The organism is Aurantimicrobium sp. (assembly GCF_036667855.1).
Classification (GTDB): domain Bacteria; phylum Actinomycetota; class Actinomycetes; order Actinomycetales; family Microbacteriaceae; genus Aurantimicrobium.
The window spans coordinates 38,026-63,352 of the sequence record NZ_JAVWTF010000003.1; the positions used below are offsets into that span (position 1 = coordinate 38,026).

The window sequence follows — 25,327 nt, forward strand, 5'->3', positions numbered from 1 at the left end:
CCTAGCGGCGAACCTCAAAGGTCATCGAGCCCACAACAATAGGTGTGTTCAAAGGAATAGGGGTGGGGCTTGTCACACGAGCACCAGCAAGGGTTGTGCCGTTGGTGGAGTCAAGGTCACGAAGGAGCCAGCTACCTCCACGAGTTTCCAGACGTGCATGGTGGGTCGAGGTGTAGTCGTCCTGAATCACCAGGCTGGAATCAGGCGAGCGACCAATAGTGATGACGTCGCCCTGGAGAGGAAGTTCCTGACCCTGAAGTGCACCGGAGGTGATAACGAGTTTCAGTGGTGTTCCGTCGGCTGGAGCGAGTTCTGTTGCAGAAACCGGTGCGGCAATCCGTGGCTGTGCCGAGGTGAGGAACGCACTGGCATCCGGGGAGACCGCAGGCGCGGCAGAGGCAGCGGGCATCTTGCGTACACGCTGACCAAAGAGATCACTGCGCACGGCATAGACCACGAAGAAGACGAAAACCCACAGCGCAATGAGGAATCCAATGCGCAGGATCAGAAGTGTGAGCTCACTCACGGGGACCCCAGAATCCACCGGGCTCAGCAGCGCGAGGTGTCTGCACAGTCTCTGTAGCGGGAGTCGAAGCTCCACCACTGGCTTGGGGGAGCAAGCGAAGAACTATCGAGGTCTGGCCGATGGTGATCACCGAGTCTGCTTCAAGTGCGGCGGAGACGAGGCGTTGACCGTTGAGCTTAGAACCGTTGGTTGAGCCCAAGTCATTAGCCTGAGCCCGGGTTCCATCCCACAGCACCTCAACGTGCTTGCGAGAAATACCAGAGTCATCAACGGTGATGTCGGCTTCAGTGCCACGACCAATCACAGTGCGCGACTTTGAGATGGGATAGCGCTTACCGGCAATCTCCAGCACGGCAACCCAAGTCACCGAGCCGCTGACGTTCTCAGAATCAACCTGCACCACACCCACAGCAAGAGAGGGGTCTGAACGCAGAGCAACCTTGATACCACCAGCGAACTGGTAGTGCTGGGTAGCAGCGTGCTTCGTCACGAGGCGAATGAGCTCATCGGTGAGCGTTGCCCCCATTGCCTTCATGCGTTCGTAGTCATCGGGTGCCAACCGAACAGTGAAGTTGTTAGGAACCAGAATGCGATCGCGAGAAACAACGGCAGCTTTGGTGTCGAGCTCACGGCGCAGTGCAGCGGTGATTTCTACGGGCTGCAAGCCCGAGCGGAACGTCTTCGCGAACGCACCATTGACAACGCGCTCCAAGCCGCGCTCAAGGTTGTCGAGAATGCCCACCGGTCTCCTTCATCAGGGTAAAACTCCTTCCCAAATCGTACTCGGCGAGCTTGGAGCAAGCTGGATGCGCGCCGGGAGTCAGCCACCTTCTCTTGTGCTCAAATGGCGCACAGGTATCACTCCGTGATAGCCTCGACCAGTTCGCGCGAGTGGCGAAATGGCAGACGCGCTGGCTTCAGGTGCCAGTGCCCGCAAGGGCGTGGGGGTTCAAGTCCCCCCTCGCGCACGAACGAAATCCCCGGTAGTCATACCGGGGATTTTTCTTTTGCTCTTGAAAAGTCACCGCATAAATTTCATACCGCTCATTGTCTGAGGCATTAGGTATATTCGCGATATGAGGAACCTCGACCCAGGACACCTGCTTTCATATATCGATGAGTCAGGAGATACCGGGTTTGGCAAACAACAGTCTTCGACTACTTACACTTTGGGCTGTGTAGTAATCAATAGCGCTCATTGGGGCGGCGTCCTCGATGAGTTTGTTGAATTTAGAAGAAGGCTGAAAAGTAAATTCAAAATACCGATGAGGTCGGAACTGAAGGCAAATTATGTGCTCCGAGGAACTGGAACGCTCAAACATCTCAATTTATCTCCTGGGGAGCGCAGCCTAATTTTCAGAAGCCACGTGAAATTCGTTGCTGAAAATCCATACCTCCACGTATTTGCTGTTGTAGCAACAAAATCCGGACGCCTCACCGGTAGTCAGCTGTTCGACGAATCTTGGGTTCGATTGTTCCAACGCTTGGAACGAACGAGTGATGCCTTAGGGGCCTCAACAGTTCAACTTGTACACGATCACGGGGAAGATGAATCAATTCGGAAATTAGCTCGGTGGTCACGACGACGGCTCACAGCTGGATCTCAAACCGGCTCAGGTTTGATTGCTCGACCTTTCAAGAATCTTGTTGAAGATCCAGTTTCCAGAGACTCTCAAGCAAGCTACTTCATTCAAATGGCGGATTTCGCCGCATACGCCGCCTATAGGCGGCTTCATCCCGGGACGGAAAAAGTCCAGCAAATAGTGCCCCAGGATTCTTGGGACCTGTACGGAGATGCATTGCTCTCTCGAGTAACTGGTGTACGACTGGGTGAGCCGAAAGCCATAGTCACACTTCAGGCATAAAAAGGCCCCCGGTTTAACCCGGGGGCGGCTAGGGCCGCCCTCACCCAAAGGGGGTGGATTGGTCCTAATAACAATATAAACCCACCCACTGTCATTCAGCTAAAAACCCTGGTAGCTGGGTGTCGTCGAACAGTTGAACTAACCCTGTCGTGCCTTGATGAGCTCGGCTGCGGTCAGTTTGTGTGGCTTTGCCGTCACCATGTCGCCACTGAGCCCAGAGATCATCAGGCCAGGGTCAACCTCGAGAACGCTCGTAATGCGCAGAAGAGTGTGCAAGTTTGGATTCGCGCGACCGCGCTCGATCTTGCCGTAGTTGGACACATGCATTGCAGACATGTGAGCTACATCCTCCTGGCTTAAGCCGAGGCTTTCGCGGCGTTCGCGGAGCCGGCTTCCCAGTATTTGAGCCGCCGCAGAAGCAATTGAATCCATACCTCAAGCGTTCCGGCATCACACTTCATTAACCAGAGTTTAAAAGCCTGAGGTATTAACGCTACTTTTAACCCCTAACCGCGGCGCCGGCCGCGGCATCAGGGGGATGCGGTGGCCAACGAAGACCTGGGAAATGCTCGAAAAGCAAAAGGCGATGAGTTCTATACGCAGTTCGTCGACATCCAGAAAGAAATGAATGCCTATCTGGAATTCAACCCAGATGTGTTCAGGGGCAAAACTGTTCTTCTGCCTTGCGATGACCCCGAGTGGAGTAACTTCACCAAGTACTTTGCGCAGAACTTTGAGGCCCTAGGCCTCAAGAAACTGATCAGCACGAGCTATGCCCCGGACAGCAAGCCAGACGCTATTCCTTACCAGCCCACACTGTTCGAAATGGAAAGTCCTGGGTATGACCCAGAGAAGACCCAGACCAAGGGAAAGATCTTCACCCTCACCCACGACAAGACAGGTGACAACGTCATCAACTTTGATGACCTCGAGTGGTCATATCTCGAAGGTGGCGGTGACTTCCGCAGCGAAGAGATCACGAAGTTACGTGACGAGGCAGACATCGTTGTGACGAACCCACCGTTTTCGTTGTTCAGGGAGTTCCTGGCTTGGCTGGAAGAGGCAAATAAGAGCTATGTGATTCTCGGCAATATGAATGCGATTACTTACAAAGAGGTGTTCCCGCTCATAAAGGAGAACAAACTCTGGCTTGGTGCTTCTATTCACTCAGGAGATAGAGAGTTCCGAATTCCTCCAACAAGCATCACCCGCTCACCATCAAGAAGGACCGATGAGGATGGCAATGTATTTCTGAGAGTCCCAGGAATTCGCTGGTTCACGAACCTGGATCATGGTCTTCGCCATGAACCACTTTCTTTGATGTCAGAAAAAGACAACATCAAGTTCAGTAAGCACAAAGAAGTCAAAGGTGTTGGGTATACCAATTACGAAAACTTTGATGCCATCGAGGTTCCATTTACAGATTCGATTCCTGCTGACTTCAGTGGATTGATGGGCGTCCCAATAAGTTTCCTCAGTAAATACAACCCTGAACAGTTTGAAATATTAGGCAATGGACAAACCATGGCAAATGAACTGGGAATCAAGCCTGTTGGGCAGAAGTTTGTTGACGACTATTACGCACAGGGAAACAAAGGCCAGATAAGCGCAAAGTGGAACAACCTTGTTTACCGACGTGATGAAACTGTTGTTGTTCCTTATCAACGCATCATCATCAAACACAAGCAGGTAAAAAAGTGAAGACAACCCTGAACCACTACTCCGTCAAGGAACTCTCCGAAGGCTTCGTCTATAACGAGCTCGAGGGTAAAGGTCTTTTTGGCTTGGCAGGACGTCTAACCATTCAGCCCGAGTACCAGCGCAACTACATCTATGCCGATGGCAAGAGAGACGTTGCTGTGATTGAGTCACTGCTCAAGGGTTACCCACTTGGATTGATCTATTTCAACAAGGTGCACGAGGACAACCTCGAAGTTCTTGATGGCCAGCAACGCATCACCAGCTTTGGCCGCTTCATCACGGGCAAGTTCGCTATCAAAGATGAACGTGGCATGGAGCAATATTTCTCTGGCCTCCCAAAGGACAAACAAGAAATCATCCTGAACTCAGAGATTCTTGTCTATGAATGTGAAGGCACCGAGAGCGAAATCAAAGAGTGGTTCAAGACCATCAACACTGTTGGTGTTCCTTTGAATGACCAAGAACTTCTCAACGCTGTGTATTCAGGGCCGTTTGTGACGGCAGGTAAAGCAGAGTTCAGTAACAGCCAGAACTCCAACATCATGAAGTGGAGTGCCTACGTCAGCGGTTCTGCTCTTCGTCAGGATTTCTGGGAACGTGCACTGGAGTGGGTGAGCAAAGGCAAGGCCAACATTGGCGGTTACATGAGCCAGCACCGTAATGACCGTGAGATCACGGAAGTGAAGAATTACTTCACTTCTGTCATTGATTGGGTTTCCTCCGTTTTCACTGATGTGGAGAGCGAGATGCGGGGATTGGAATGGGGTCGCCTTTATGAACAGTTCCATGGCACTGCCTACAACCCCAGCAAGGTGTCTGAAGCCGTGCAGGCTCTCTATGGCGACTCATATGTGAAGAACCGCAAGGGCATCTGGGAATACGTGCTTGGCGGCTCTCAAGAAACCAAGCTGCTTGAGGTGCGGGTCTTCGACGACGCCACGAAGAAGTCGACGTTTGCCGAGCAAACACAAGACGCTCAGAATGCCGGGCGTTCCAACTGTTCTCACTGTGCATTGGGGCACGACGCGAACAAAGCCAAAATGTGGAAGCTTGAGGAAATGGATGCCGACCACGTTGCGGCGTGGAGCAAGGGCGGTGCTACCTCGGCCGAAAACTGCGAGTTGCTTTGTAAGACGCACAACCGAGCTAAAGGTAATCGCTAGCAAAAAGCAAAGCCTCTGGCGAGAAGGGCCAGAGGCTTTACATATGAAGCTTAATTGAACAAGTTCCCAAAGCAAATACCTTCATAGACACTTAATCCTTCGGCGCTCAATAAAGACCACGGGCAATCCCTCATCAAAGTGTTCACCACATCGTTATCGACCAATAGTCTGCTTTTGCTCAGCTAACTGCCAGAATTGCAGTGCGCACCGTTGCGCACCACCTCATCACTAAGGAGTCATTTTCATGACTAAGTTCACACTGCGCAAGGTTGCTGTTGTTGCAGCAATTGCTTCTGTCGCAACTTTCGGTCTTTCGGCTTGTGCAACCCCCGCACCTGAGCCCACTCAGTCAGCCATCGGTGGAGACATTGTTGCTCCCATCGAACTGAACTACCAGGACATAGACGGCCAGACCCTGGAGCTTGTTGTAGGCCAGGTTGTCAACATCAACTACGGCGGCATCAACGACGGAGAAGTAACTGTCGACATCTCTGACCCCAAGGTTGTTGAGTACTCAGCCGCAGCTTACGAAAACGACACTCAGTACTCCGCGGGTCTACTTGCACTCTCCGGTGGCGAGTCAACCGTGACCTTTACCTTTACCGGTGAAGAGCCCAAGGTTCTCAACATCCAGGTACTTCTGAAGTAATTCGGTTTACACACAGAGGGCGTCCCTTCGGGGGCGCCCTCTTGTTGTTTAACCCACTCACATAGCTCCCAGAAAACTCTCAGACTACACACAGCTAAATCCCAACTTAAACGAATGGTACAGAGATAACGTTGTCTCAAGAGCAACCCGCTCACACAGCAAAGACTTCACAACCCAAGGAGAAAAGCAATCATGATGAAGAACAAGAACATCGCAAAAGCAAGTGCATTTGTCGCTCTCGCAGCTGCTACCGCAATCAGCCTCTCGGCATGCTCAACTGCTGCTGACGAAGACAGCTCTGGTGCAGACGAGTCCAGCGAAACCAGCCAGGTAGTGGCACCCACAATTATTGACGTCGCAACCGCAGACGGACAAACCATTGACATTAGCAACGGTGGCTTTGTCGACATCACCACCGGTGACACCGACCCAGCTGACTGGTCTGCAGTGATCTCAGACCCCGCAGTCGCAGCCTTCACCGCTGGTGGTAAGTCTGGTGACGCTGTCATGAACCCTGGTCTTCAGGGAACTGCAGCTGGAACCACCAAGGTTGAGCTGACCAATAAGACCACTGGTCAGGTTGTCACCTTCACTGTCAACGTCAAGTAAGTACCCCTAGAAAAACAAGCACGGCCTCCAAAAAAGCAACGGCCCTTCCCGAATACGGGAGGGGCCGTTAGCCGTTTAACTTCTAGTTGCCTAGGAGAAGCTCACGCAAGCGATCAGCCGAGTACACCGTGGCAATAGCACCGACGGCTTCAGTCGGTGAGCCGTATCCCCACTCCACGATGATGGTGGGAACGTTGTGGGCTGCAGCGCCCTCCACGTCATAAATGCGGTCACCAATGAGAACGGCTTGGCTGGTATCTGCGCCTGCTTTACCGAGCTCAGTTAGGGCATGACCCACCACATGTGCTTTAGAAGTGCGTGCATCATCTTCTGACGCACCAGCAATCACGGTGAAGTAGTCGGTGAGACCAAAGTGATCCAAGATAGGCCGTGCTTGGGTCTCTGGCTTGCTGGTGGCAATAGCCAGGGGAACTCCTGCATCGCGCAGCGAATCCAGTAAGCCAATAACGCCGGGGAAGATCGCGGAGTCAAAAGCACCGTCTCTGCGGAAATCATTGCGATAAATCGCTAGTGCCTCACGGGCCTTCTCTTCTGAGAGACCAGCGCGCTCTTGCAGTGAGGCTAGAAGTGGCGGACCGATGTAGGCCATGAAGTCTTCTCGAGAAGGAACGGGTAGACCTAAGTGATTAAAGGTGTCCGTCAAGGCATCGATGATGCCGGGGGCGGAGTCCAGAATGGTGCCATCCAGATCAAAGAGGACAGAGGACCATGTGCGGGTAACGACAGAATTCATAACTTGGCAAGCTTAGGCGCCTGAGCTGAAAACCACGGTAACCGAGTGAGGCTTTTCCACCTTGTGGACTAAAAGAGTCGACCGTGCTTGTCTTCGATGCCCCGCATCTCGTCGTAATCGAGGATGAGGGTTCGAATGCCACGATCTTCAGCCAGAGTCTTGGCCTGTGGCTTGATTTCTTGAGCAGCAAAGACACCGGTGACTGGTGCGAGGTGGGGGTCACGGTTCATCAACTCGAGGTAGCGGGTGAGTTGTTCCACGCCATCAATTTCTCCGCGGCGTTTAATTTCCACAGCAACAGAGTTGCCGTTCTCATCGCGGGCAAGAATGTCTACCGGCCCAATCGCGGTGAAGTATTCACGACGAACAAGGGTGTAACCCTCGCCGAGGAGTTCTATCTGGGCTGCGAGGAGTTCTTGCAGCTCTGCTTCAACACCGTTCTTGATGAGCCCGGGGTCTTCACCGAGCTCATGTTCGACGTCGTTATAAATCTCATAGATGCTCACAACGAGCATGTCTGCTGTCTTGGCATGCGTCACGCGCCAAATCTCGGTCACACCGACATCGGCCTGATCTTTCTCTGGCTCTTCTGTGGCGAGGGTGCAGGGCGGGCTCATCCAGTTGAGGGGCTTATAGGAGCCACCATCTGAGTGGATAAGAAGTGAGCCATCTTGCTTGAGCATGAGCACACGGGTTGCCAAAGGGAGGTGGGCACTGAGCCTTCCGGCATAGTCCACCGAACATTTAGCAACAACGAGACGCATGAGAATTAGGCTACTTTGCCTGAACCCAACAGAAGTTCCAACAACTCGGTTTCATTAGAGACCGTGGCCATCGCGCCAGCAAACTCTTTCTCGTGGGCATAGCCCCAGCGCACCAACACCGTGGGGATGCCATTGAGTGCAGCACCATCGGTGTCATAGAAACGGTCACCAATCATCAGGGCGTTGTCGTTGCCCAACTGCCGCAACACTTCAGCAATGACTGAGGCCTTGTCCTTGCGTTCTTCATTCCCGCCCACGATTGCGGTGAAGTAGGGCGTCATTCCATAGGCATCGCAGAGACGCTCTGCTTCGTGTTGAGGCTTGCTTGTGGCCACACCCATCGGGATGCCCGCTTCATGCAGCGTCTTCAGTGTGGAGAGAATCCAAGGAAAGAGTTGTTGATCCTTGAGGCCATCACGTTCAGACAGAGAGCGGTAGTAGGCACGTGATTCATCAATGCGTGCTGTGCCAATGAATCGAAGTAATGAAGTTCCGGTCGGGGGACCAATCAAGAACTTGAGCTGGTCATCGCTCGGTGGTGTCACACCGAAGTGCAGCAGGGTCTCGCGCAAGCGACGAACAATGGCCACTGCTGAGTCCAGGAGGGTGCCATCCATGTCCCAGAGCAGAGGAGTCCAAGGACCTTCAGTCTTCAGCACGGGTCCGGGGGTGTAATCAACTTCAACCGTGGTGGGTGGGTTGTGTACGACGTCGGGGTGTTCACTCATGCGCGGGGTACTCGTTCCTCACCAATGGTGTTGCCGCCATCAACGGTGATGACCTGGCCGGTGATGTAGCTGGCGCCAGGAGAAGCCAGCCACGCAACGGCGGAGGCAATCTCGTCAGGGTTTCCACTGCGCCCAGCAGGAACCAGCCTGCCCTCGGCAGCCTCAGATTCCAGCTGGCTACCGGTGGCAATCCACCCGGGGGCAACGGCATTAGATGTAATACCGTGGTGGGCTTCGTCAACGGCAAGGCCACGAGTGAGGCCGACCATGCCTGCCTTTGCGGCGGCATAGCCAAGGTCTCCCCGAGTGGCCATAGATGATCCAGACACGCTCGTGATGTTAATGATGCGACCCCACTTGGCAGAGCGCATGAAATGCACCACGGTCTGGGTGGCATGGAAAGCCGTGGTGAGGTTCATCCCCAATGAGTCGTTCCACTCAGTAGTGGTCATGTCGATGCTGCCTTGAGCGATGGTCTCATCTGAGACGGTGACCATGCCTGCATTGTTAACCAGGATGGTGGGCTGGGCAGAAACATTAGCTAAAGAAGTGACCAAACCAGCAGCGCCCTCTTCCGAGTCGAGGCGGCACACAATGCCCACGGCGTCGATATCGAGTGCTTCGAGTTCGCCCACACGCTCGTGGATGCGGTCGGTCGTACCGGTGATGATGACACGGGCACCGAGTTCACCTAACGCCTTGGCAGAAGCGAAGCCAATGCCGGTGGCACTGCCCGCACCGGTGATGAGTGCAGTCTTGCCCTCGAGTGTGAGCGAAGGGGGAAGCTGGGGAAATGCCATAACTTCAGGCTACCTAACAGCGAACATGCACGAAGTGCGCCCAGCCAACTTCTAGGCTGGTGGAATGAGTGAAAACACTGCCCTCTCTGGAATCGACATCACTGAGCTTGATGAGAAGGTTCGTCCCCAGGATGACCTCTATCGCCACGTGAACGGCAAGTGGGAAGAGCGCACGCCTATTCCCGCAGACAAGGCTCGCTATGGCTCATTCCACATCCTCGCGGAGGAGGCAGAAAAGGCCGTCCGCGACATCATCATTGAGGGACAGAACGCACCTGAAGGTACTCAGCAACGCACCGTGGGTGATCTGTACACCAGCTTCATGGACACCGAACTCATCGAATCTCTCGGAGTTGCCCCCATCGAATCTCAGCTTGCCTTCGCTGGCAATGTGGCCACCATCTCCCAGCTGCTCGACACTGTCGCTCGTCTCGAGCGTCACGGTGTGGGTGGCTTTATGGAGCTCTTCGTGGACAACGATCCAGGGAACCCTGAGCGCTACCTCGTTTTCACCGAGCAGGGTGGTCTCAACCTTCCTGATGAGAGCTACTACCGCGAGGAGAAGTTCGCGTCAGCTCGTGAGGCCTACCTTGGCCACATCCAGCGCATGTTTGAACTGACCGCAGAGCACCTGCCCTCCACGGCGGGCCTCGACAACGCCGCTGTTCGTGCCCAGCGCGTGTTTGATCTCGAGACTGCGCTCGCCGCAGCGCACTGGGACAACGTGAAAACCCGCGACTCTGTTGCCACCTATAACCCCATGAGCTGGGCAGAGGTGAAAGAACTCGTAGCAAAGGGTGCACGCAGCGCCATTGAGCTCGAAGCAACTGTGGGCTCGGATGTGGACCAGCACGTGGCAGACCTGGATATCTGGCTCACCGCGTTGGAAGCACCTGCCGGCGCTTTGGACACTGTCGTGGTGCGCGAACCCAGCTTCCTCGAAGGCCTCGGCGCCCTGCTGACCCAGGAGCACCTCGAGGCATGGCGCGATTGGCTCAGCTGGAACATCATCCACTCGGCAGCCCCATTTCTTCCAGCTGCCTTTGTCTCTGAAAACTTCGACTTCTATGGCCGCACTCTCACCGGAACCCCTGAACAGCGCGAGCGCTGGAAGCGCGGTGTCTCTCTGGTTGAAGGATCCATGGGTGAAGCAGTGGGCCGCGTTTATGTGGAGCGTCACTTCCCTGAGCGTGCCAAGGCAGAGATGGATGTGTTGGTTTCCAACCTGATTGAGGCTTACCGCGAATCCATCACCAACCTGGATTGGATGAGCGAAGAGACTCGAGCACGTGCACTGGAAAAGCTCGACAAGTTCACTCCCAAGGTCGGCTACCCCGTCAAGTGGCGTGACTACTCGGCTCTCGTGGTGAGCCCCACTGACCTGGTGGGCAATATGCGCCGCGTTGCTGAGTTCGAGTTTGCGCGCGAGCTGGGCAAGATCGGCAAGCCCATTGACCGTGATGAGTGGTTCATGACTCCCCAGACCGTCAATGCTTATTACAACCCTGGCTTCAACGAGATTGTGTTCCCTGCAGCAATCCTGCAGCCCCCCTTCTTCCACCCAGATTGGGATGACGCAGCCAACTACGGCTCCATCGGTGCCGTCATTGGCCACGAAATCGGTCACGGCTTTGATGACCAGGGCTCACGCTTTGACGGGGATGGCTTGCTCACCGATTGGTGGACGGACGCTGACCGCGAAGCATTCGAGAAGCGCACCACGTCACTCATTGATCAATACAACGAGCTTTCCCCCAAGCAGGTCCCTGGCCACTTTGTGAACGGCGAGCTCACCATTGGTGAAAACATCGGTGACCTTGGTGGTCTGGCTATTGCCTGGAAGGCCTACCTCATTTCCCTCAAGGGTGAAGAGCCTCCTGTGATTGACGGTCTCACCGGTGCACAACGCTTCTTCCTGAGCTGGGCCCAGTCCTGGCAGCAGAAGGGTCGTGATGAAGAAGTGATCCGCCTGTTGGCCATTGATCCCCACTCACCCAACGAATTCCGTTGCAACCAAATCATCCGCAACATCGATGCGTTCTATGACGCTTTCGATGTCCAACCCACTGATGACCATTGGCTCGACGCCGACAAGCGCGTCAGCATCTGGTAGTCCTCGGTAAGATTGCTCGTTATGGCCCCCAGCACTCGTCTTGACTCAGTAATTGCCCTCGCTCAGCACCGTGGCTTCGTTTTCCAAGCCGGTGAGATCTATGGCGGATCCCGTTCCGCATGGGACTACGGCCCCTTGGGTGTTGCCCTCAAAGAGAACATCAAGAAGCAGTGGTGGAACTTCATGGTTCAGCGCCGCGACGATGTTGTCGGCCTGGACTCGTCTGTCATTCTTCCCCGCAAGGTGTGGGAAGCATCCGGTCACGTAGAGGTTTTCTCTGACCCACTCGTGGAGTGCACCAGCTGCCACAAGCGTCACCGCGAAGACCACCTGATCGAGGCATTCGAAGAGCGCAAGGGCCGCGCTCCAGAAGGCGGACTCGCAGAAGTTCCCTGCCCTGACTGTGGTACTCGCGGCGCATGGACCGAACCCAAGCCTTTCTCTGGTCTGCTCAAGACCTACCTCGGCCCCGTGGCTGAAGAAGCAGGTATGCACTACCTGCGTCCCGAGACTGCCCAGGGCATCTTTGTGAACTTCGCCAACGTGTTGCAGGCAGCACGCATGAAGCCTCCCTTCGGCATCGGCCAGATTGGAAAGAGCTTCCGTAACGAGATCACTCCCGGAAACTTCATCTTCCGCACCCGTGAGTTCGAACAGATGGAGATGGAATTCTTCGTCGAGCCTGGCACGGACGAAGAGTGGCACCAGTACTGGATTGACCAGCGCTTCAACTGGTATGTCGACCTGGGTATTGATCCTGAAAACCTGCGTCTCTACGAGCACGCCAAGGAAAAGCTCTCTCACTATTCCAAGCGCACCGTGGACATTGAGTACCGCTTCGGTTTCCAAAGCGGCGAGTTCGGTGAGCTTGAAGGTATTGCGAACCGCACAGACTTCGACCTCAAGACTCACTCGGAGCACTCCGGCAAGGACCTCTCCTACTTCGACCAGAACAAGAACGAGCGTTGGACCCCCTACGTCATCGAACCTGCGGCTGGTCTGACTCGTTCTCTCATGGCTTTCCTCGTGGACGCCTTTGTTGAAGAAGAGGTCGAGACCGCCAAGGGAGGAACCGACAAGCGCACGGTCTTGAAGCTTGACCCACGTCTGGCCCCCATCAAGGCAGCTGTTCTTCCTCTGTCTCGTAATGAGCAGCTCTCGCCCATGGCTAAGGAGCTGGCAGCGGAATTGCGCATGTCCTGGAACATCGACTTCGATGACTCCGGCGCTATCGGCCGCCGCTACCGCCGCCAGGATGAGATCGGCACTCCGTTCTGCATCACCGTCGACTTTGAATCCCTCGAGGACAAGGCAGTGACTGTGCGTCACCGCGACACCATGGCTCAGGAACGTATCCTCATCGAGGACCTGCACATGTATCTCGCACTTGCTCTCAAGGGTGCATAAGAACAGGTAGTCATCATGGCCGCAGCAAAGGCAGCGAACCGCTGTGACGTGCTGGCCATCGGCAGCGACCTTGCTGTCTTTGCCGCTGCATTGGATTGCGCGCGCATCGGGCTCAAGGTTGACGTCTGGATCCCTCAGGCAGATGAGAATCAAGGACCAGCTAACTTTTCTCACCGCGGCGGGGTCGTGGCCGAGCTCTTGGATCAACTGGGTGTCTCCTACGACATCGTCATCCCTGCACCAGGTGAAGAAGAAATCTGTGGCATCCCTGGAAACCCTTTCTCGCTTCGTGTGAGAAAGACCCTCGGCTGGGGCGGTGCCTGGCGGGTTTATCTTGATCGCATCAAACCGGTGCTCACCATCGGCACCGAGCCCAACCTAGGCAAACTGGTTCGCACCCGGATGGGTGATGCCGCCCTAGAGAAACTGGTCAACCCAGTTGTGCTCGAGCGCTACGGTCTTCCTGCGGATGAACTGAATGTGGACGCCGTCGCGCAGGGACTTTCTCAAGCAATGACCCGTGGTGGTTCGTTGAGTAATGGCGTGCTCGAACTTCTGGCCGAAGACCCCCGCGTTGCACAACGTGTTGTTGTTCCTGGCGGAACAGAAGCAATCACCGCGGCAGCGACGAGCAAGCTTGAATACTTCGCTGCCACCGTCACCAGAGTTGCTGACCCCACCAAGAAGTTGGCATCGGGATATAAGAAAGCTGGCGTCGTGCTCGCAGACTTCGGCGATGTTGAGCTGCCTGAGGGCATCGACACCGAGCGGGTTGCCGAAGTGGGTATTTCCTCCGAGAACCCAGGTTTAGAGCGGGCAATTCCCGCTTCTCAACATGCCGCATTGAGCATGCGCAGAGTCCTTTTGAGTGACCCTGAAAAACCTCCCGTTGGGACTCTCAGCTTCGAGGGCTAGGCTATAACCGCAACATATGCGATTTTTGACATATTGAACGGAAGAAATCATGAGAGGCAAGTTCCTTTTCATTGTGGGTCTAGCTATTGGCTACGTCTTTGGTACTCGTGCTGGACGTAAGCGCTACGAGCAGATCAAGTCCGCAGCTCAGAACATCTGGGAATCAGAACCCGTTCAGTGGTCGGTCAAGCAAGCACAGGACGCCGTCGGCGATGTTGCTGAAGAAGCCATCACCGCCGCCAAGCGCGTGATCCACCAGGTCACGGGCGACAAGCCTGCTGCCAAGAAGGCACCAGCAGCAAAGCCCGCAGCTAAGCCTGCTGCGAAGGCAGCGACCGAACCCGCTGCCAAGGTAGCCCCTAAGCCTGCTGCGAAGTAATCATGGCAACTGCATCATCTTCTCCTGACAAGGAGAGCACTCAGAAAGAAGAGCGTTCGCTCTTCACTTTGCTGCGCGATCTGCCCGGCATTCTGATGGACCTCGTTCGCGCAGAGTTTGAACAGCTCAAGCGCGAGATGGCTCGCAAGCTCAAGAGCCTAGGCATTGGCGCAATCCTTGTTGTGATCGCGCTTGTCCTGTTGAGTTTCCTCACCTTCACTCTGCTGCTGGCTGGCATCTTCGCGCTTGCGCTCGTGATGCCACCCTGGGCAGCAGCGCTCACTGTCTCCGGAATTCTCTTGCTGGTGATTCTTGGTCTGATCGGCGCTGCCGCTCTTCAGTTCAAGAAGGGCAGCCCACCTCTTCCCACCGAGACGTTCGACAGTGTTGTGAAGGACTCTCACGCATTCAAGGGAGATGGCGACTATGGCATCTAACTCCAAGCTTTCTAAGGTTTCAGAAGACGAGTTCTTTACAGAGCCTTCATTTGTTTCCACACTCAGCAACGCTGAACTGCAAGAACACCTTGCTGCCACCCGCGACAAGCTCTCCTCCACATTGGATGAGCTGGAAGACAAGGCGAACGTTCCCAAGCAATTGGGTAAGGCAAAGGATCGCTTGCAGGAACGCTTCACGGTGATGAAGCAGGAGCAGCCTCTGGTTCTTCTCGGCATTGGTGTGGGAGCTGTGGCTCTTGCAGGTGCAATTATTGTGGGCGTATTCCGCTCGGGTCGTCGATAACCTTTTGGTTACAGTCCCGCCATTAAAGGCGGAAACTTGTTTTCTCAGTTTGTTGTCTTGCGCAACAGTCGGTGACAATAGAGGCGATGTCTTTTACCTCTCCTATTGAGACGCGTCCCCTTTATGGGCATCGCGTACTTGTGCCTCGCGGTGGACCTTGGGGCGACTCTGTCGCATCCGCTCTCCGCGCTAAAGGCGCATCTGCGGTAATCGCACCCATGGTGAACTTTGCACCAACCGATGATGCACCCGCACTCGAGACTGCCCTCAAGGAACTCGCTGCTGGTGAGTTCGACTGGGTTACGCTCACCAGTGCCACCACGGTGGATGTGCTGATGGCGCACCAGGCTGTCATTCCTCCCACCACCAAGGTGGCATGCGTTGGTGAAACCACGGCTACCGCGTTGGCTGCAGCTGGATACAAAGCAGACCTCGCTCCCAGCGAAGAGAACACGGCGCACGGTCTGCTCGAAGAATGGACCACAGCAACTGGTGGTGTCGTTCCGCTTCGTGTTCTGACACTGCGTTCACAGATTGCTGTTCCCGTGCTGACCGAGGGGCTCATCCGTATCGGCCACAGCGTGAAGTCGGTTGTTGCCTACCGCTCGGTCGGTGTTGATGTTGCCGAAGGCGTCATCAACGATGTGCGTGCCGGCAAGATCACCGACATCTTGGTGACCTCAGGTTCGGTTGCTGAACAGATCTCCATTCAGATCGGTGACATCCCAGCCAAGACGCTGGTTTCCGCGATTGGCCCTCGCACCGCAAAAGATGCTGAAGCATTTGGGCTCCGTGTTGATGCCGTTGCTGAAGAAATCAACATCGAATCCATGGTCGACCTACTGGTCGAACGGGCTCTGAGCGTTAAGCCGTAACCTTCGAGTGTTCTTCACAGAACACATCCACAGCGGCACACTCTTCGCAGACAACCATTTGTTCGCGGCACATCTTGTCCGCGCAGTTGATCATATGGTTTGACTTGGTGCCGCAGCACTTACACGTTCCGATCAGAGCTACATCGGGAGCAAAGTCCATCGAGATGCGCTTGTCGAAAACATAGAGCGAGCCTTCCCACAGACCCTGGTTTCCGCGCGCTTCGCCATAGCGAACTATGCCACCATCAATTTGGTAAATCTCCTTGAAGCCACGTGCCTTCATGATGGGGGTCAAGATTTCGCAGCGGATGCCGCCGGTGCAGTAGGTGACGATGGGCTTGTCCTTGATGTGGTCATACTTGCCACTCTCAAGTTCACGCACGAAGTCATGGGTGGTCTTCACATCAGGAATGATGGCGTTCTTGAAACGGCCAATCTCTGCTTCCCAGGCATTACGACCGTCGAAGAAGACAACTTCGTCACCACGCTCTTCAACCAATGCGTCGAGCTCGTGGGGCTTGAGCTTCTTACCGCCACCCACGATTCCCTTGTGATTGACCTCAATCTCGTCGGGAACACCGAAAGCCACGATCTCTGGACGTGCCTTGACGCTCAGACGAGGGAAGTCGAGGCTGAGGCCGTTCTCGTCCAGACCGGTGCCGTCACTCCACTTGGCATCCATCTTCTTGAAGCCGGGGTATTCCTTGGTCTTACGCAGATACATCTTGACGTCGTCGATGTCTCCACCGACGGTTCCGTTGATGCCGTGCTTGGAGATGAGGATGCGTCCACGCAGGTTCAAGCCTTCGCAGAGGTCGCGTTGCCACAGGCGCACTGCCTCGGGGTCAGCTACGGGTGCGAATGCGTAATACAGAAGAACTTTGGGGACTGCCATGTATATAAGGGTACGCGCCCGAAGCGAACATCGCACTATTCATATTGACAATCATTCTCAATAAGAATACTTTCGAGGTATGAAAGTTCTTGGAATCCTTGCCGCCAGTGTGCTCATTGCCGGCAGCCTGAGTGCCTGCTCATCTTCGTCGGCACAAAGTGAAGAATTCCAGGTAGTTGCAACCACCACTCAGGTCACCGAGTTCACGCGTGCCGTTGTCGGGGACACGGGCACAGTGACAGGACTCATTCAGCCCAATCAAAGCGCACACTCCTTTGACCCTTCTGCAAAGCAACTGCTTGCCCTTTCCCAGGCGGATGCAGTCGTCATCAACGGCGCTGACCTTGAGCCATGGATTTCAGATGCTCTCTCTGCCTCAAACTTCTCGGGAGAGATCATCGATGCGTCAACAGGAATCGAGCTCTTGGCAGCCGGCGAGGCAGAAGAAGACCACGCAGCACACGCAGCAGAAGATGAACATGCACATGGAGAAGGTGATCCCCACATCTGGACTTCTCCTCTCAAAGCCCAAGTGATGGTGAAAAACATTGCGACGGGACTTGAGGCAGTGAACCCTGCAGACGCCACTGTGATGGAAGACAATGCTGCTTCCTACTCAGCACAACTTGCCAGCCTCAATGAGTGGGTGATGGCAAACTTTGACCAGGTTCCTGTTGACCAGCGATTACTGGTGACTAACCACGATGCATTTACCTACTTCGTCTCGGAATATGGCATTACCTTTGTCGGCTCTATCATCCCCAGTTTTGATGACAACGCAGAACCCAGCGCAGCTGAGATTGATGCTCTGATTGCGTTGATCAAGCAGTCTGGCGCCAAAGCTGTTTTCTCTGAGGCGTCCATTTCACCCAAACTGGCTAAGACCATCGCCAGCGAAGCGGGCGTGAAGGTGTATTCGGGTGACAATGCCCTCTATTCCGATTCCCTTGGAGTCACCGGCTCCGATGGTGAAACCTACATCAAGGCAACCATTCACAACGTCACCATGTTGATGAACGCGTGGGGCTATCCCGTCCTGCCACTACCTGCGGAGCTGAGCTGATGAGTCCACGCACCAGACCCATCCCCATCATTACTGAAGATGCCCTCACCATTACAGGCGGCGCTTTCAGCTATGGCAACACCCCTGCACTCACCGATGTCAACATCTCGGTGAAGCCGGGTGACGCGATGGCACTCATTGGCCCGAATGGCTCTGGGAAGTCGACCCTGCTCAAGGGAGTGCTGGGACTCATTCCACTGGTTGAAGGCTCGATGGGTTTTGGAAAGACCGCAGACTCCGTCGGCTATCTACCTCAGACCGAACATATTGATCCCGAGTTCCCGGTCACCCTCAAGCAGGTCGTGATGATGGGTCGCTACCGCAAGTTGGGTCTCCTGAGATTCCCCGGCAAGGCAGACCGCGCAGCTGTTCGCTCCGCGATCGCTGCAGTCGGTCTGACCAATGTTGCCCACAAGCGCTTTGGCTCTCTTTCTGGCGGTCAACAGCAACGCGGCTTCTTGGCACGTGCCCTGGCATCCGAGCCAGGACTGCTGCTCTTGGATGAGCCCTTCAACGGCCTGGACCAGCCCAACCGTGATGCACTTCTCCAGACCATTCGCGAGCTCAAGAAGGCAGGCGTGGCCATCATCGTGACCACACACGACCTCGACCTCGCTCGCGAGGTCTGTGACACCGTGCTGTTTGTGAACGGTCGACAGATCGCCTTCGGCCCCAAGGACGAGGTTCTCACTTTGGCTAACCTGCAAGAGGTATTCCACGAATACCAGGTTGAAATCGATGAGCACACGGTAGTCGTGCCAGGTCACGAAGGCCACTAGTCGTGAATCTGCTCGACTCACTCACCACTGCATTCGCGCTGCCCTTTATGGGTCGCGCGCTGTTGGTGTTGATTGTGTTGAGTGTTGCAGCCGGAGTGATTGGTGTCTTTATTAACCTTCGGGGGCTTGAGTTCCTCAGCGATGGTCTCACCCATGCCGTGTTCCCTGGTTTGGCAGCAGGCTTCGTCTTTGGCGGGCAGGGCGGCGTTCTCATCGGAGCCCTTGTCGCAGCCGCTGCCGCCACCATCGTGCTCACCCTGATGAGCAATAACCGGGTCACCTCCGATGCGACGACAGCCATTGTTCTCACGGCCATGTTCAGCATTGGTGTGATTATTGTCTCAGCTTCCCCGGGTCGAGCCGGCGGCCTCGAGCAATTGCTTTTTGGTCACCTGCTCACCGTGACAGACAGTGAAGCCATCACCACTGCGGTTGTTGCTGGTGTTGCGCTGATGCTGGTGCTCCTCACGTTCCGCCGCCAGGTCTTCCGCGCTTTCGACCCTGAAGGCAGTGCTGCTGCCGGCTATCGCCGGGTCAGCACAGAGCTTGTCTTGAACGTTTCAATCGCCTTGGTCATTGTTGCTGCTTCGAATGCGGTGGGTAATCTTTTGGTTCTCGCGGTACTGATTGTTCCGGGGGCACTCTCTCGTTTGGTGACCACCAAGCTGGGTGGCCTCTTTGCTGTTGCTGTGGGAGCAGCCCTTCTGGCGTCCTGGATTGGGCTGGCTCTGGGATTCAACATCTCGGTCGTCGGCGGTGTTGATGTTCCGGCGGGTGCAACCGTTGCGCTCAGTTTTGTGGCGTTCTATGCAATCGCTTTGATTGTGCGCGTGCTCCGCAAGGGGGTCAACGCATGAGTTACTTCGAACGTGCCCTGATTGTCATCATGCTGGTGGGAGCACTCGCTGGCCTGGCTGGTGTCCTGGTTGTGCTGCGCAAAAGAGTGCTCTTTGCCCAGGCGCTGACTCACGCAACTTTTCCCGGTGCAGTCATTGCCACCATCCTGGGAGCTAGCCTCCAGATTGGGGCACTCATTGCCTGCATGAGCTTGGCCATCATCTTGAGCTTCCTCAGCAGGATCCGCGGACAAGGAACACAGGCCGCCTCGGGCGTGATGCTCACAGCAGGCTTTGCTGCCGGAGTTCTGCTGCAGGCAATGAACCCGAGCATCCCCATTCAGATAGACAGTTTCTTGTTTGGTTCCATCCTCTCGGCAACATGGGTTGATGGACTGGTTGCCGGTGTTGCTCTTCTCGCGGTGATTGCAACGATGCTCATCTGGGGCAAGCAGATCCTGTTCTTCCTCTTTGACCCCGAAGCCTTCGCAGCAACCGGCGCCAAGCCATGGATGCTGGATGCGGTGCTTCTCCTGATCACCACTGTTGCTGTGGTGGCTGCTCTGCCGGCGGCAGGAGCAATCCTGGCCATTGCTTTGATTGCTTCACCTGCTGCCGCTGCTCGCTATTTCACCGACAAGATCAATGTCATGTTCTGGCTGGCGCCAAGCCTCGGAGCGCTTGCCGGTGTAGCAGGCTTGCTCATTTCTCGCTGGCTGGGTGTCAGTGCAGGAGCCAGCATTTCACTCGTGGCAGCGACCATCTTCTTTATTGCATGGGGAACCTTCACCATGCGCCGTCCCGCTGTGAGGGGAGTAGCTGCATGAAGCGCAACACGTGGCAACGCGAAGCAGTCAGAACTGCATTGAATGAGCGCGGAGATTTCATCTCTGCCCAGAAGCTGCACTCTGAGCTCAAGGCCAAAGGCTCCACGATTGGCCTGGCCACGGTTTATCGTGCCCTGACCGATCTTGTCACTGCAGATGAAGCAGATGCACTGCAATCACCAGATGGAGAAAACCTCTACCGCGCTTGTTCGAGTGATGGTCACCACCACCACCTGATTTGTCGCCAGTGTGGACACACTGAAGAAATTGAAGCCGAAGCGGTGGAGTCGTGGGCAGCCAAGGTCGCAGCAGAGCATGGATTTACCCAACCCCGTCACGTGGTGGACGTATTCGGCTTCTGCGGGAAGTGCAACTCAACTAGCTGACTCCAATTTCAGTAGTTCCGACTAGTTTTTCTCTGAGACGGAGGGGATTCACTAGAGAGGAACACAGTGGACCCCAAATCCGAAAATGAAAATTCGGTCGAGCTTTACAGGAGCAAAGACGGCTTAGTTGAATTACAAGTTCGAACCGATGGTCAGTCAGTCTGGCTCAATCGCCAGCAACTTTCAGTTCTCTTCAATCGAGATGTGAAAACCATTGGTAAACACATCACGAATGCAGTAACTGAAGAACTAGCTGGCCTTAGAACTGTCGCAAAATTTGCGACAGTTCAACTCGAAGGTTCCAGGCGGGTTGAAAGAGAGATAGAACACTACAGTCTTGATGTTGTCATTTCGGTTGGATATCGGGTCAAGTCCGTTGAGGGAGTTCATTTTCGCCGCTGGGCGGCTGAAGTACTCAGGCGATATTTGCTTGACGGGGTAGTTACGAATGATCGTCGACTACAGGAAATCGGTTCTCTCGTCAGAATTTTGAGCCGTGCTTCGAATGAACTCGTGTCAGGGATAGCAGATGTGCTTCAAGATTATTTGCCTGGTCTACGACTTCTTAAGGAGTATGACCAGGGAGTAATAATTTCTCCTTCAGGGATTACGCCTAGTTGGAAACTCACAATCGAGGAAGCCAGAAAAATAATTAGTTTGGTAGCTGACTCGTTTCCAGAAGACAGTCTGTTTGGAATCGAAAGAGGCGGCAGCCTGGAGGCAGTTGTTGAGGGGATCTATCAAGAATTTGCAGGATTTCCTCTGTATCCAAGCGTTGAGAAAAAGGCAGCAAATCTTTTGTACCTTGTCGTCAAGGACCATCCGCTTTCAGACGGTAATAAACGAAGCGCCGCAGCTCTTTTCGTTACATTTTTGGCAAAAAATGAAATCTTAAAGAACGAACAAGGCGAAGAGCGAATTTCAAATAATGCACTTGCAGCTCTAACTCTCATGGTTGCAATTAGCGAGCCGAAAGAAAAAGAGCTCATGATTTCATTACTGATCCGCATGTTGTCCCCGGCAGAAACGGTTACTCGTTTAGCTGCGTAATCATTGATTTCATGCCGAAGTTGAGCTGCCCGAGTTTGCTTTAAGAATCACACTCAACGTAGACTGGATCCTTGGCTGCGCGGAATTCCTCGCGTAAGCAGTACACGTTCTCTCTCACTTCGTGAGTTGTGGGTGTTCGTGTGCAGACAAGGAATCTTGGGCAAGACAATCCCGTCTTGCGGTATTAGGAGGATAGACATGGCTGCGACCTGTCAGGTGACCGGAGCCGTACCCGGCTTTGGGCACGCAATTTCACACTCGCACCGACGCACCAAGCGTCGTTTCGACCCCAACATTCAGAAGAAGACGTACTACGTACCTTCTCTTCGTCGTAATGTAACGCTGACTCTGTCGGCAAAGGGAATCAAGGTTATCGACGCACGCGGCATTGAGTCCGTCGTCAAGGACCTTCTCGCACGTGGGGAGAAAATCTAATGGCTAAGGCACAGGACGTACGTCCCATCATCAAGTTGCGCTCGACTGCAGGCACCGGTTACACCTACGTGACTCGCAAGAACCGTCGTAACACCCCTGACCGTCTTGTACTCAAGAAGTACGACCCCGTAGTGCGTCAGCACGTTGAATTCCGTGAGGAGCGCTAAATGGCTAAGAAAAGCAAGATTGCTCGTAACGAGCAGCGTAAGGTAATTGTTGAGCGTTACGCAGCTAAGCGTCTCGAGATCAAGAAGGCACTCGTTGACCGCAACGGTACTGACGCATCTCGCGAAGAGGCACGTATTGCTCTCCAGAAGCTTCCTCGTAACGCTTCTCCCATCCGTGTTCGCAGCCGCGACGCGATCGATGGCCGTCCCCGCGGTGTTCTCACTAAGTTCGGTATTTCTCGTGTGCGTTTCCGCGAAATGGCACACCGTGGCGAACTGCCCGGTATCACCAAGTCGAGCTGGTAGTCCCAGTCAGATTTAAGCGTGAAAGCCATGGACCTCACAGTCCATGGCTTTCACTGTTTTAACCCTGTTTTAAACCCTCAACCTTGGGTCGAGGTCTTCTCGTGCCACGCCGACACGAATTGCCTGTAAATACGCGGATGTGCTGATACTTTTTCGATTGGTCATACAGACCAAACGAGACGGCCCTTGTGGCTCAACCGTTCCAAACAAAGTGCTACCTCGGTAGCTCAACGTCCAGGAGGACACAAATGGCTCTCAACAAGTCTGAGGTTGTCGCAGCAGTTGCCGCTCACACCAACCTTTCGCAGGCAAACGTAAACGGCGTCATCGACGCTCTCTTCGCAGTTGTATCTGCTGAAGTTGCTCAGGGTGGAAAGGTAACCATCCCCGGCTTCATCTCCTTCGAGCGCACCAACCGTGCAGCTCGCACCGGTCGTAACCCTCAGACCGGCGCAACCATCCAGATTGCCGCATCCAAGTCGGTAAAGGTCTCGGCTGGTAGCAAGCTCAAGGCTGCTGTCAAGTAGTCACGAGTTTCACTCGCTTTGGTGGGTGTGGGCCTTCGGGTCCACACCCACTATGCACTTAAGCTTCAGCAATAATCTCTAGGCTTGAGTTGTGCCCCGTTTATTCAAGATAACTATCCCCGCAGTGACCGTGCTGGTTGCGCTTGTCGTCTTGCTCGGGGCCCTTGCTTTTGGCGGTGGTTCACGCACTCCCGCCTTGGGGGATCCAGGCGTTGTTGTTCGCGTCGGCTTGCCCATTGCCAAGCTGTTGGTCGATCTCTCGGCAGCAACAATGATTGGTTCGCTGGCACTTGCGTTGTGGGCTTTCGCCTCGCGGGAACGTGCCTATGTTCGCAGCATTGATATTGCTGCAGCTGCAGCCCTCGTCATGACTTTGGCTTCAGCGGCAACTGGTTTCCTCACGTTCATGAACGTGAGCTTGACGCCCTTCTCCCTGGACTCCACCTTCGGCAATCAATTGGGTTTCTTCTTTACGGGCATTGAACTGGGTCAGGCGTGGCTGATTACTACGTTGCTTGCTGCCCTAGTTGCGGTGCTGTGTATTGCAGTGACAAACCAGACCGCGCTCTTCTTTGTCGGCTTGGCAGCGGTGGGCACATTGGTGCCCATGGCGCTGCAAGGACACTCAGCTAGTGTCTCGGGTCACGCCATGGCGATTACCTCGATGGGCCTGCACTTAGTCTTTGTCTCTGTCTGGCTGGGCGGCGTGCTCACGCTGATTCTCCTACGCGGCATCATCGACGCTGACCGCTTGCCAGTGATTGTCTCCCGTTTCTCCACTCTGGCCATCATCGCCTTCATTGTTGTTGCAGTTTCGGGAGTAGCCAACGCGATGGTGCGCATTGGGAGCATTGACACCCTTGTCGGCACACCTTATGGCCAGCTAGTGCTGGCCAAGGTTGCCGCCATGGTTGTCCTCGGTGCCTTCGGGTTCTGGCAGCGTGGCTACCTGGTGAAGCGCATGACAGGCGCGGCCACCCAGAAGATGTTCTGGTGGTTCATATCGCTAGAGCTCATCATCATGGGAGTGACAGCAGGCTTGGCTGCTGGACTTGCGCGCACGCCCACTCCGGTTAGTGAGACGCTCAACCAGAACCCCACCCCTGCGGAGATTCTCACTGGCAGCCCGCTTCCACCAGAGTTCACGTTGGACCGCTACTTCACGGTCTGGAACTTTGACCTGATCTGGTTGCTGTTCTGTGCTTTCGCTGTCTTCTTCTATCTGGTGGGCGTCTATCGACTTCACAAGCGTGGGGATAAGTGGCCTTGGTATCGCACTGTGCTGTGGGTTGCCGGTATGGCTCTGCTGTTCTACATCACCAACGGCGGCATCAACTCGTACGAGATGTATCTCTTCTCCGCTCACATGGGCGCTCATATGACCCTGGGCATGATGGTTCCGATATTTCTGGTACCGGGTGCTCCGGTGACCTTGGCCATGCGTGCGGTGAACAAGCGCCAAGACGACAGCCGTGGTGGACGCGAGTGGATACTCAAGGCAGTCCACTCAGGCTACGCCAATGTGATTTCTCACCCACTCTTTGCCACCATCAACTTTGTTGGCTCCCTGTGGCTGTTCTATTACACGCCCATCTTCCGATGGGCGACGAGTGACCACATCGGTCACGAGTGGATGATTGTCCACTTCCTGCTTGCTGGGTATTTGTTTGTGCAATCCTTGATTGGCATTGACCCGGTCAAGACTCGTTACCCCTACCCCTTCCGCCTCATTCAACTTCTGGCTGCGATGACGGTGCACGCCTTCTTTGGTCTGGGCATTATGTCGAGCGAGAACTTGCTCCTTGCTGATTGGTATGGAGCCATGGGTCGCACGTGGGGTTCCACTCCGCTGGAAGACCAGCAAGCCGGTGGGGCGATCGCGTGGAGTGTGGGAGAACTTCCCAACCTTGTCCTTGCGCTCATCATTGGCTATCAGTGGAACCGTTCAGACGCGAAAGAAGCAAAGCGCAAAGACCGCCAAGCAGATCGTGACGAAGATGCCGAGCTCAAGGCATATAACGCCATGCTTGCTCAGCAGGCAGCTGCTGATTTGAAGCAGAACTAGTC

At 54.8% G+C, this 25,327-nt stretch carries 31 protein-coding genes and 1 tRNA gene; 24 read left to right on the forward strand and 8 right to left on the reverse strand.

Going from position 1 to position 25,327, the window contains the following annotated elements; genetic code table 11:
• Position 1: 1 nt before the first annotated feature.
• Positions 2 to 526, reverse strand: a complete 525-nt coding sequence (locus RR877_RS01960) for an FHA domain-containing protein (protein ID WP_277494518.1) — start codon at positions 524 to 526, stop codon at positions 2 to 4.
• Positions 519 to 1,268 carry a DUF3662 and FHA domain-containing protein gene (locus RR877_RS01965; RefSeq protein WP_280800699.1) on the reverse strand — a complete coding sequence of 250 codons (750 nt, stop codon included), beginning with the start codon at positions 1,266 to 1,268 and terminating at the stop codon, positions 519 to 521. Before RR877_RS01965 ends, RR877_RS01960 begins: the two co-directional genes overlap by 8 nt.
• Before the next feature lie 143 nt (positions 1,269 to 1,411).
• Between RR877_RS01965 and RR877_RS01970 the strand changes: the two genes are divergently transcribed.
• Together RR877_RS01970 and RR877_RS01975 are read left to right on the forward strand one after the other, a co-directional pair.
• Positions 1,412 to 1,494, forward strand: a tRNA-Leu gene (locus RR877_RS01970).
• Positions 1,495 to 1,602: 108 nt separating this feature from the next.
• The gene (locus tag RR877_RS01975; protein ID WP_332550509.1) at positions 1,603 to 2,391 is read left to right on the forward strand and encodes a DUF3800 domain-containing protein; all 789 of its coding nucleotides are present in this window, start codon (positions 1,603 to 1,605) and stop codon (positions 2,389 to 2,391) included.
• A 138-nt stretch (positions 2,392 to 2,529) separates the two neighbouring features.
• Here RR877_RS01975 and RR877_RS01980 read toward each other — a convergent pair whose 3' ends face one another.
• A complete protein-coding gene (locus tag RR877_RS01980; RefSeq protein ID WP_332550510.1) occupies positions 2,530 to 2,823 on the reverse strand; it encodes a helix-turn-helix transcriptional regulator in 294 nt (97 codons plus the stop codon).
• A 111-nt stretch (positions 2,824 to 2,934) separates the two neighbouring features.
• On the opposite strand from RR877_RS01980, the gene RR877_RS01985 reads away from it, so the two are divergent.
• The 4 genes from RR877_RS01985 (at position 2,935) to RR877_RS02000 (ending at position 6,513) form a co-directional block, all read left to right on the forward strand.
• Positions 2,935 to 4,092: an adenine-specific methyltransferase EcoRI family protein gene (locus tag RR877_RS01985; protein WP_332550511.1), complete on the forward strand. Its 1,158-nt coding sequence runs from the start codon at positions 2,935 to 2,937 to the stop codon at positions 4,090 to 4,092.
• On the forward strand, positions 4,089 to 5,255 hold the full coding sequence (locus tag RR877_RS01990) for a DUF262 domain-containing protein (protein WP_332550512.1): 1,167 nt from the start codon (positions 4,089 to 4,091) through the stop codon (positions 5,253 to 5,255). Before RR877_RS01985 ends, RR877_RS01990 begins: the two co-directional genes overlap by 4 nt.
• A gap of 244 nt (positions 5,256 to 5,499) precedes the next feature.
• Positions 5,500 to 5,904: a hypothetical protein gene (locus tag RR877_RS01995; RefSeq protein WP_280795815.1), complete on the forward strand. Its 405-nt coding sequence runs from the start codon at positions 5,500 to 5,502 to the stop codon at positions 5,902 to 5,904.
• Between the two features lie 192 nt (positions 5,905 to 6,096).
• A complete protein-coding gene (locus RR877_RS02000) occupies positions 6,097 to 6,513 on the forward strand; it encodes a hypothetical protein (RefSeq protein WP_280800701.1) in 417 nt (138 codons plus the stop codon).
• A gap of 82 nt (positions 6,514 to 6,595) precedes the next feature.
• Here the strand turns inward: RR877_RS02000 and RR877_RS02005 are convergent, their stop codons facing one another.
• The 4 genes from RR877_RS02005 to RR877_RS02020 all read right to left on the reverse strand — a co-directional run bounded on the left by RR877_RS02005 (position 6,596) and on the right by RR877_RS02020 (position 9,559).
• Positions 6,596 to 7,267 carry an HAD hydrolase-like protein gene (locus tag RR877_RS02005; protein WP_332627637.1) on the reverse strand — a complete coding sequence of 224 codons (672 nt, stop codon included), beginning with the start codon at positions 7,265 to 7,267 and terminating at the stop codon, positions 6,596 to 6,598.
• Positions 7,268 to 7,335: 68 nt separating this feature from the next.
• Positions 7,336 to 8,031 carry an endonuclease NucS gene (nucS, locus tag RR877_RS02010; protein ID WP_110234768.1) on the reverse strand — a complete coding sequence of 232 codons (696 nt, stop codon included), beginning with the start codon at positions 8,029 to 8,031 and terminating at the stop codon, positions 7,336 to 7,338.
• Between the two features lie 5 nt (positions 8,032 to 8,036).
• Positions 8,037 to 8,759, reverse strand: a complete 723-nt coding sequence (locus tag RR877_RS02015) for an HAD-IA family hydrolase (protein ID WP_332550515.1) — start codon at positions 8,757 to 8,759, stop codon at positions 8,037 to 8,039.
• Positions 8,756 to 9,559 carry an SDR family NAD(P)-dependent oxidoreductase gene (locus RR877_RS02020; protein WP_332550516.1) on the reverse strand — a complete coding sequence of 268 codons (804 nt, stop codon included), beginning with the start codon at positions 9,557 to 9,559 and terminating at the stop codon, positions 8,756 to 8,758. The genes RR877_RS02015 and RR877_RS02020 overlap by 4 nt, the downstream gene beginning before the upstream one ends.
• Positions 9,560 to 9,623: 64 nt before the next feature.
• On the opposite strand from RR877_RS02020, the gene RR877_RS02025 reads away from it, so the two are divergent.
• From RR877_RS02025 to RR877_RS02055, 7 genes are all read left to right on the forward strand, one after another.
• A complete protein-coding gene (locus tag RR877_RS02025; RefSeq protein WP_332550517.1) occupies positions 9,624 to 11,672 on the forward strand; it encodes a M13-type metalloendopeptidase in 2,049 nt (682 codons plus the stop codon).
• Positions 11,673 to 11,693: 21 nt separating this feature from the next.
• Entirely contained in the window at positions 11,694 to 13,079 is a 1,386-nt protein-coding gene (locus RR877_RS02030) for a glycine--tRNA ligase (RefSeq protein ID WP_332550518.1), read from the forward strand.
• Between the two features lie 15 nt (positions 13,080 to 13,094).
• Positions 13,095 to 13,994: a hypothetical protein gene (locus RR877_RS02035; RefSeq protein ID WP_332550519.1), complete on the forward strand. Its 900-nt coding sequence runs from the start codon at positions 13,095 to 13,097 to the stop codon at positions 13,992 to 13,994.
• A gap of 49 nt (positions 13,995 to 14,043) precedes the next feature.
• A complete protein-coding gene (locus RR877_RS02040) occupies positions 14,044 to 14,373 on the forward strand; it encodes a YtxH domain-containing protein (protein ID WP_162532716.1) in 330 nt (109 codons plus the stop codon).
• Between the two features lie 2 nt (positions 14,374 to 14,375).
• On the forward strand, positions 14,376 to 14,810 hold the full coding sequence (locus RR877_RS02045) for a phage holin family protein (protein WP_332550520.1): 435 nt from the start codon (positions 14,376 to 14,378) through the stop codon (positions 14,808 to 14,810).
• Positions 14,800 to 15,114: a DUF3618 domain-containing protein gene (locus tag RR877_RS02050; RefSeq protein ID WP_280795821.1), complete on the forward strand. Its 315-nt coding sequence runs from the start codon at positions 14,800 to 14,802 to the stop codon at positions 15,112 to 15,114. The genes RR877_RS02045 and RR877_RS02050 overlap by 11 nt, the downstream gene beginning before the upstream one ends.
• 86 nt (positions 15,115 to 15,200) lie before the next feature.
• Positions 15,201 to 15,989: a uroporphyrinogen-III synthase gene (locus tag RR877_RS02055; RefSeq protein ID WP_332550521.1), complete on the forward strand. Its 789-nt coding sequence runs from the start codon at positions 15,201 to 15,203 to the stop codon at positions 15,987 to 15,989.
• Here the strand turns inward: RR877_RS02055 and RR877_RS02060 are convergent.
• Positions 15,979 to 16,884 (reverse strand): rhodanese-related sulfurtransferase, encoded by a 906-nt coding sequence (locus RR877_RS02060; RefSeq protein ID WP_332550522.1) that lies wholly within the window; start codon positions 16,882 to 16,884, stop codon positions 15,979 to 15,981. The two genes, RR877_RS02055 and RR877_RS02060, sit on opposite strands and share 11 nt — an antisense overlap.
• 79 nt (positions 16,885 to 16,963) lie before the next feature.
• Between RR877_RS02060 and RR877_RS02065 the strand changes: the two genes are divergently transcribed.
• The 11 genes from RR877_RS02065 to RR877_RS02115 all read left to right on the forward strand — a co-directional run bounded on the left by RR877_RS02065 (position 16,964) and on the right by RR877_RS02115 (position 25,325).
• Positions 16,964 to 17,947, forward strand: coding sequence for a metal ABC transporter substrate-binding protein (locus RR877_RS02065; RefSeq protein WP_332550523.1), 984 nt, complete (start codon positions 16,964 to 16,966; stop codon positions 17,945 to 17,947).
• On the forward strand, positions 17,947 to 18,726 hold the full coding sequence (locus tag RR877_RS02070; RefSeq protein WP_280795825.1) for a metal ABC transporter ATP-binding protein: 780 nt from the start codon (positions 17,947 to 17,949) through the stop codon (positions 18,724 to 18,726). Before RR877_RS02065 ends, RR877_RS02070 begins: the two co-directional genes overlap by 1 nt.
• A gap of 2 nt (positions 18,727 to 18,728) precedes the next feature.
• Positions 18,729 to 19,583 (forward strand): metal ABC transporter permease, encoded by an 855-nt coding sequence (locus RR877_RS02075; protein ID WP_110234756.1) that lies wholly within the window; start codon positions 18,729 to 18,731, stop codon positions 19,581 to 19,583.
• Entirely contained in the window at positions 19,580 to 20,389 is an 810-nt protein-coding gene (locus tag RR877_RS02080; RefSeq protein WP_332550525.1) for a metal ABC transporter permease, read from the forward strand. Before RR877_RS02075 ends, RR877_RS02080 begins: the two co-directional genes overlap by 4 nt.
• Positions 20,386 to 20,775 carry a transcriptional repressor gene (locus RR877_RS02085; RefSeq protein WP_110234754.1) on the forward strand — a complete coding sequence of 130 codons (390 nt, stop codon included), beginning with the start codon at positions 20,386 to 20,388 and terminating at the stop codon, positions 20,773 to 20,775. Before RR877_RS02080 ends, RR877_RS02085 begins: the two co-directional genes overlap by 4 nt.
• A gap of 66 nt (positions 20,776 to 20,841) precedes the next feature.
• Positions 20,842 to 21,825 (forward strand): RhuM family protein, encoded by a 984-nt coding sequence (gene rhuM, locus RR877_RS02090; RefSeq protein ID WP_277494541.1) that lies wholly within the window; start codon positions 20,842 to 20,844, stop codon positions 21,823 to 21,825.
• A gap of 198 nt (positions 21,826 to 22,023) precedes the next feature.
• A complete protein-coding gene (rpmB, locus tag RR877_RS02095) occupies positions 22,024 to 22,260 on the forward strand; it encodes a 50S ribosomal protein L28 (protein WP_110234752.1) in 237 nt (78 codons plus the stop codon).
• Positions 22,260 to 22,427, forward strand: coding sequence for a 50S ribosomal protein L33 (gene rpmG, locus RR877_RS02100; RefSeq protein WP_096382799.1), 168 nt, complete (start codon positions 22,260 to 22,262; stop codon positions 22,425 to 22,427). Before rpmB ends, rpmG begins: the two co-directional genes overlap by 1 nt.
• Positions 22,428 to 22,733 (forward strand): 30S ribosomal protein S14, encoded by a 306-nt coding sequence (rpsN, locus tag RR877_RS02105; protein ID WP_332627640.1) that lies wholly within the window; start codon positions 22,428 to 22,430, stop codon positions 22,731 to 22,733.
• 248 nt (positions 22,734 to 22,981) lie between these two features.
• Entirely contained in the window at positions 22,982 to 23,260 is a 279-nt protein-coding gene (locus RR877_RS02110; RefSeq protein ID WP_280794712.1) for an HU family DNA-binding protein, read from the forward strand.
• A gap of 91 nt (positions 23,261 to 23,351) precedes the next feature.
• Positions 23,352 to 25,325: a cytochrome c oxidase assembly protein gene (locus RR877_RS02115; RefSeq protein ID WP_204163614.1), complete on the forward strand. Its 1,974-nt coding sequence runs from the start codon at positions 23,352 to 23,354 to the stop codon at positions 25,323 to 25,325.
• Positions 25,326 to 25,327: the final 2 nt, after the last annotated feature.

Excerpts from the sequence above, each read along its gene's own strand:
- rpsN (WP_332627640.1), top strand. The coding sequence starts at position 22,428 with ATGGCTAAGAAAAGCAAGATTGCTCGTAACGAGCAGCGTAAGGTAATT.
- RR877_RS01980 (WP_332550510.1), bottom strand. The coding sequence starts at position 2,823 with ATGGATTCAATTGCTTCTGCGGCGGCTCAAATACTGGGAAGCCGGCTC.
- RR877_RS02045 (WP_332550520.1), top strand. The coding sequence starts at position 14,376 with ATGGCAACTGCATCATCTTCTCCTGACAAGGAGAGCACTCAGAAAGAA.
- RR877_RS02085 (WP_110234754.1), top strand. The coding sequence starts at position 20,386 with ATGAAGCGCAACACGTGGCAACGCGAAGCAGTCAGAACTGCATTGAAT.
- RR877_RS02065 (WP_332550523.1), top strand. The coding sequence starts at position 16,964 with ATGAAAGTTCTTGGAATCCTTGCCGCCAGTGTGCTCATTGCCGGCAGC.
- RR877_RS02110 (WP_280794712.1), top strand. The coding sequence starts at position 22,982 with ATGGCTCTCAACAAGTCTGAGGTTGTCGCAGCAGTTGCCGCTCACACC.
- RR877_RS02055 (WP_332550521.1), top strand. The coding sequence starts at position 15,201 with ATGTCTTTTACCTCTCCTATTGAGACGCGTCCCCTTTATGGGCATCGC.
- RR877_RS02005 (WP_332627637.1), bottom strand. The coding sequence starts at position 7,267 with ATGAATTCTGTCGTTACCCGCACATGGTCCTCTGTCCTCTTTGATCTG.
- RR877_RS02070 (WP_280795825.1), top strand. The coding sequence starts at position 17,947 with ATGAGTCCACGCACCAGACCCATCCCCATCATTACTGAAGATGCCCTC.
- RR877_RS01975 (WP_332550509.1), top strand. The coding sequence starts at position 1,603 with ATGAGGAACCTCGACCCAGGACACCTGCTTTCATATATCGATGAGTCA.
- RR877_RS02040 (WP_162532716.1), top strand. The coding sequence starts at position 14,044 with ATGAGAGGCAAGTTCCTTTTCATTGTGGGTCTAGCTATTGGCTACGTC.
- RR877_RS02080 (WP_332550525.1), top strand. The coding sequence starts at position 19,580 with ATGAGTTACTTCGAACGTGCCCTGATTGTCATCATGCTGGTGGGAGCA.
- rpmB (WP_110234752.1), top strand. The coding sequence starts at position 22,024 with ATGGCTGCGACCTGTCAGGTGACCGGAGCCGTACCCGGCTTTGGGCAC.
- RR877_RS02015 (WP_332550515.1), bottom strand. The coding sequence starts at position 8,759 with ATGAGTGAACACCCCGACGTCGTACACAACCCACCCACCACGGTTGAA.
- RR877_RS02020 (WP_332550516.1), bottom strand. The coding sequence starts at position 9,559 with ATGGCATTTCCCCAGCTTCCCCCTTCGCTCACACTCGAGGGCAAGACT.
- RR877_RS02035 (WP_332550519.1), top strand. The coding sequence starts at position 13,095 with ATGGCCGCAGCAAAGGCAGCGAACCGCTGTGACGTGCTGGCCATCGGC.
- rpmG (WP_096382799.1), top strand. The coding sequence starts at position 22,260 with ATGGCTAAGGCACAGGACGTACGTCCCATCATCAAGTTGCGCTCGACT.
- RR877_RS02000 (WP_280800701.1), top strand. The coding sequence starts at position 6,097 with ATGATGAAGAACAAGAACATCGCAAAAGCAAGTGCATTTGTCGCTCTC.
- RR877_RS02060 (WP_332550522.1), bottom strand. The coding sequence starts at position 16,884 with ATGGCAGTCCCCAAAGTTCTTCTGTATTACGCATTCGCACCCGTAGCT.
- RR877_RS01995 (WP_280795815.1), top strand. The coding sequence starts at position 5,500 with ATGACTAAGTTCACACTGCGCAAGGTTGCTGTTGTTGCAGCAATTGCT.
- RR877_RS02025 (WP_332550517.1), top strand. The coding sequence starts at position 9,624 with ATGAGTGAAAACACTGCCCTCTCTGGAATCGACATCACTGAGCTTGAT.
- RR877_RS02050 (WP_280795821.1), top strand. The coding sequence starts at position 14,800 with ATGGCATCTAACTCCAAGCTTTCTAAGGTTTCAGAAGACGAGTTCTTT.
- RR877_RS02030 (WP_332550518.1), top strand. The coding sequence starts at position 11,694 with ATGGCCCCCAGCACTCGTCTTGACTCAGTAATTGCCCTCGCTCAGCAC.
- nucS (WP_110234768.1), bottom strand. The coding sequence starts at position 8,031 with ATGCGTCTCGTTGTTGCTAAATGTTCGGTGGACTATGCCGGAAGGCTC.